General features: G+C 70.8%; 6 protein-coding genes. 4 read left to right on the top strand and 2 right to left on the bottom strand.

Annotated elements, in window-relative coordinates; all coding sequences use genetic code 11:
• A partial coding sequence (locus tag ACFHPP_RS30480) for a hypothetical protein (RefSeq protein WP_437166986.1) occupies positions 1–323 on the bottom strand: 323 nt, incomplete at its 3' end.
• Here ACFHPP_RS30480 and ACFHPP_RS30475 point away from each other — a divergent pair.
• The 4 genes from ACFHPP_RS30475 to istB all read left to right on the top strand — a co-directional run bounded on the left by ACFHPP_RS30475 (position 210) and on the right by istB (position 3,274).
• Positions 210–980, top strand: a complete 771-nt coding sequence (locus tag ACFHPP_RS30475) for an aminotransferase class V-fold PLP-dependent enzyme (protein ID WP_437166987.1) — start codon at positions 210–212, stop codon at positions 978–980. The two genes, ACFHPP_RS30480 and ACFHPP_RS30475, sit on opposite strands and share 114 nt — an antisense overlap.
• Positions 981–1,121: 141 nt before the next feature.
• Positions 1,122–1,844, top strand: a complete 723-nt coding sequence (gene istA / locus ACFHPP_RS30470) for an IS21 family transposase (protein WP_437166985.1) — start codon at positions 1,122–1,124, stop codon at positions 1,842–1,844.
• Positions 1,748–2,428 (top strand): Mu transposase domain-containing protein, encoded by a 681-nt coding sequence (locus tag ACFHPP_RS30465; protein WP_437166984.1) that lies wholly within the window; start codon positions 1,748–1,750, stop codon positions 2,426–2,428. The genes istA and ACFHPP_RS30465 overlap by 97 nt, the downstream gene beginning before the upstream one ends.
• A gap of 81 nt (positions 2,429–2,509) precedes the next feature.
• Positions 2,510–3,274 carry an IS21-like element helper ATPase IstB gene (gene istB / locus ACFHPP_RS30460; protein WP_437166983.1) on the top strand — a complete coding sequence of 255 codons (765 nt, stop codon included), beginning with the start codon at positions 2,510–2,512 and terminating at the stop codon, positions 3,272–3,274.
• Positions 3,275–3,616: 342 nt separating this feature from the next.
• On the opposite strand, the gene ACFHPP_RS30455 is transcribed toward istB, so the two are convergent.
• Positions 3,617–4,535: hypothetical protein (locus tag ACFHPP_RS30455; RefSeq protein ID WP_437166982.1), on the bottom strand; the 919-nt coding region annotated here is incomplete at its 5' end.

Genomic DNA, 4,535 nt, shown 5'->3' with positions numbered 1-4,535 from the left:
GCCCGTGCTGCCACCGCCTCACACCAAACTACCACTAAATGACACAGTAGTAATAGCATGTCGCCCTCATCCCCTCGGTCAGCGCCGCCGCAGGCCTGGTTGCCGCCCAGTTCGTGGGCGCGGCGGCGGGCGAAAACCTGGTGATCGGCGCACAGGAGTAGAGCTCCAACCACTTTCCCTGGCGACAGCTCGAGGCGCGCGGCTACGACATCCGGCAGGTTCCATTCCGCGGTGGCGGCCTCGACCCCGACGATCTCCGTGCGGCGGTCGATGGCGGCACGCGCCTGGTCGCGCTGAGCGCTGTCCAGACAGCGACCGGCCACCGCAGTGACCTGAACGCGGTTTCGGCCATCACCCGCGGTGTCGGGGCGTGGCTCTTCGTGGACGGCTCCCAGGCCGTCGGCGCCGTCGATCTGACGGCGGAGCTTCCAGGCATCGACTTCCTCGCCACCTCCGACCACAAGTTCCTCCTGAACGCGGCGCGAGGCATGGGCTACCTGTACATCCGCCCCGAGCTGCAGGCGCGGATCCTGCCGCTCGGCGCGGGCTGGAAGGCGGGCCGGGTCCCACTCGAGAGCTTCTTCGGGCCGCGGATGGAGCTCTCACCGACCGCCTCGCGGTTCGACGCCTCGATCTCCTGGCTCGCGGCGATCGGCGACGAGGTCTGCCTCGGCCACATCGAGGAGATCGGGCCAGCCGCGATCCATCGCTGGAACCACGACTTGGCCGCGATGCTGCGGCAGGCGTTGGAGGACGCCCGCGTCCCGCCGCTCGCAGTGCCGCCCGCGAACCGCAGCCACATCGTGGCCGTTCCGCTCGGCGACAGGGACCCCGCGGCGGTTCTGGCCGGCCTGCGGACACGCGGGGTCGTTTGCGCCGCTCGGGACGGCAATCTTCGCCTCTCCGTGCATTTCTACAACGCCCCCGCCGATGTGGAGCGGGCAGTCGCCGCGCTTGCGGATGCAGTGCATCGCGGATGACGGCCGACCGCACTGGCGGGAGGCTGTCATGGAGCAACCCGAGGTTCAGTCGGGCCTGATGCCGCCCTGCCGCACGATGCTCTCCCAGCCGGAGATATCGGCTTTGAAGGCATCTCGCGTCTCAGCGGCATCACCTGGCCGGTGCCGGCCGGGCTCGACGATGCGGCGTTGGAGGCCAGGCTGTTCAGCCCGCCCTTCACGCCCAAGGAGGCGCTGCGGCCGCAGCCGGACTGGCCGCGGGTCCATGCCGAACTCCGCCGCCCTGGCGTGACGCTGATGCTGCTGTGGCAGGAATACCGGGCCGAGCAGCCGGAGGGCTACGGCTACAGTCGCTTCTGCGACCTCTATGCCGACTGGCGCGGCGGCGTGTCGCTGACGATGCGCCAGACCCATCTCGCCGGCGAGAAGCTGTTCGTCGACTTCGCCGGGCAGACGCTGGCGGTGATCGACCCGGCCACCGGCGAGGTGCGGCAGGCACAGGTTTTCGTGGCGGTGCTCGGCGCCTCCAGCCTCACCTACGCGGAGGTGCGGTGGAGTCAGGGGCTGGCGGATTGGGTAGGGTGCCACGTCAACGCCTTCGCCTTCTTCGGCGGCGCCGCGCGGCAACTCGTCTGCGACAACCTCAAGGCCGGCGTCACCGCGGCTTGCCGCTACGAGCCCGGGATCAACCGCACCTACCAGGAAATGGCGGCGCATTACGGCGCGGCCGTGATGCCGACGCGCATCCGCAAGCCGCGCGACAAGCCAAGGTCGAGGTCGGCGTGCAGGTGGTCGAACGATGGATCCTGGCCTGCCTGCGCAACCGCCGTCCCTTCGGGCTGGGGGAGGCCAATGCCGCCGTTCGCGCGCTGCTGGAGCGGCTGAACGCGCGACCCATGCGCCGGCTGGGCGTCAGCCGGCGCGAACTGTTCGAGCGGCTTGAGGCCAGCACGCTGCTCGACCTGCCGCCCGAGGCCTTCGAGTATGCCGAATGGCGCCGCTGCCGGGTCGGGCTCGACTATCACGTCGAGGTGCTGGGGCATTGGTACAGCGTCCCCCACCGGCTCGCCCGCGCCGTGGTCGATGCCCGCATCACTGAGCGGGCGGTCGAGATGTTCCACAACGGAGGCCGCATCGCGGCACATCCCCGCAGTCCGCTGCGGCACCGGCACACCACCACGCCGGACCACATGCCCAGCGCACACCGCCGCCATGCCGACTGGACCCCGACCCGGCTGCGCCGTGATGCCGCGGCGATCGGCTCCGCAGCGGCCGCCATGGTCGAGGCGATCCTGACTGCCAAGCCCCACCCCGAGCAGGGCTTCCGTGCCTGCCTCGGCATCCTCGGCCTGGTGCGCGGCTACGGCGCTGGCAGGGTGGAGGCGGCCTGCCAGCGCGGCCTCGACATCGGCGCCCGCAGCTACGGCTCGATCGCATCCATCCTGCGCAACGGCCTCGACCGTGCCTAGGCGCCCGAGCCCGTGCCGGACACCCCGCCCATCCGGCACCCGAACATCCGCGGCGGCGGCTACTACCACTGAGGAGACAGCATGCTTACCCACCCGACGAGCGAGCGGTTGCGCGCCCTTGGCCTGGTCGCCATGGCGCAGGCCCTCGAGGAGCAGAGACGACAGCCGGATCTCGATGGCCTTGGCTTTGAGGAACGCCTGGCCCTGCTGGTCGAGCACGAGGCGACCGGCCGCGAGGACCGGCGCATGCGTGCCCGGCTGAAATTCGCTGGCCTGCGCCAGTCCGCCTGCATCGAGGATGTCGACTGGCGCGCTGCCCGTGGCCTCGACCGCGCCATGTTCCAACGTCTCGCCAGCGGTGACTGGATCGACCGCCACCAGGGCGTACTGCTGACGGGGCCGACCGGGGTGGGCAAGACCTGGCTGGCCTGCGCACTCGGCCACAAGGCCTGCCGCGACGGACGCAGCGTGCTCTACCAGCGCCTGCCGCGGCTGCTGGAGGCGCTGGCCCTGGCCAAGGGCGATGGCCGCTACGCCCGCATGCTGAAGGGCTTGGCGCGGGTGCAGGTCCTGCTCCTGGACGACTGGGGTCTGACGCCGCTGACCGCTGAGGGGCGCCGGGACCTGCTGGAGGTCATCGACGACCGCCACGGCCGCGCCGCCACCGTCGTCACCAGCCAACTGCCGGTGCCCTCCTGGCACGAATGGATCGCCGATCCGACCCTCGGCGACGCCATCCTCGACCGCCTCGTCCACAACGCCCACCGCATCGAGCTCAAGGGGGAGTCCATGCGCCGCCGAGCTGCCCGCCGTGCCGTCGCAGTTGACGCCGAGGGGGAAAGCTAGGCCACACTCCGTCCGCTCGCAGACCGCCACCACATCCCGGCCGGCTTCGCTCGGAACAGGTGGCCGGCTTTAATCGGAAGCCACGGCCAGCTTCGTCGGAATCCGCAGTTTTATCCCGTGTCGCACTGCGACCGGACGGTCCAACTTCGTTGACCGACGCCGCGGCCGCCCCCACTCCCCTACTGTTCGACCAGGATCACGGAACCGCCTTGGCCCGGCGCAACTGCCGGCGCCCTCTCCGTGAACTTGCGCGCCCTGACCCAGTGGAACCGGCACCGCCGCCTGCGGCGTCTTCAGTACCTCCTGCGGTCCATCCACGCGCCGCCTCCCTGGCTGCCCTGGCTATGATGCGGGGCCGGCAGGCCGGGCTGTCGGATGCGAGCCCCCTGCCGTCATGCTCTCCCACAGCAGATCACGGTCATCGCGCCCTGAACCCACGGAAGTGGGTACGAAGGGCAGCCGCAGCCCTCGCATGTACAACTGGCCCCACACGTCGACGAACCGGTCGAGCCCGGTGACCTCCCTCAGGCGCCGGCTGTCGATGCGTCCTTCGGCGTAGGCGACGAAGGCCTGCTCGGTCTCCACACCCGGGCGCAGGGTCGTCCCCAACGCCATGATCACGGGCGTGCCCTCATCCGGCGCCAGCCAGCGCTCAACCCGCGTGGCACCCTCCGCCGTCCGCGCCAGCTCCAGGGCTCCCTCGCCCCACGGATCAAATGGATAAGGTCCGTCCGGTTCACGCAGCGGCTGGAGCAGGATCATCGCCGTCCCCTCGGACCGATCCTCCTCCAGGCGCCGCATCAGCAGCAGGCTCCAGGCAGCAAGCCGCGCCCGCGCCTCCTCGCCGCCAACCGCCGCCGCATCGCCCCGCAGACCGGCAGCCGCCACCGCGGCGCGATCCGCCTGCACCAACTGCTGCGCCACCTCGGCATCCAAGGCGGCCGCGACGTCGGCCAGGGCCGCCAGGCTGCCGGCATCGTCCGGCACCTCCGAAGGCCAGAACGCCTCCAGCTCCCGCCCGTGCGGCGGCACCGGGCGATGATGATACTCGGCGTCCTCGGCCATGAGAGCGGGATCCTCGCGACGGCTCATGTTCTCCCACAGCAGGTCGCGGTCATCGCGACCGGGTCCCACCTGGCTCGGTCTCGTTGGCAGCCTGAGGTCGCGCTGCGTCAGCGCCGTCATGATGCCGTAGAGGCTGCGTAGGCCGGTGATGGCCAGCACGCGCGGGCTGCCGATATGACCCGCCGCATAGGCGGCG

It is taken from the genome of Falsiroseomonas sp. E2-1-a20, assembly GCF_051433195.1.
Classification (GTDB): Bacteria; Pseudomonadota; Alphaproteobacteria; order Acetobacterales; family Acetobacteraceae; genus Falsiroseomonas.
Note: the sequence above shows the minus strand (reverse complement) of the source record. Positions and strands in the feature narration are given on the sequence as shown.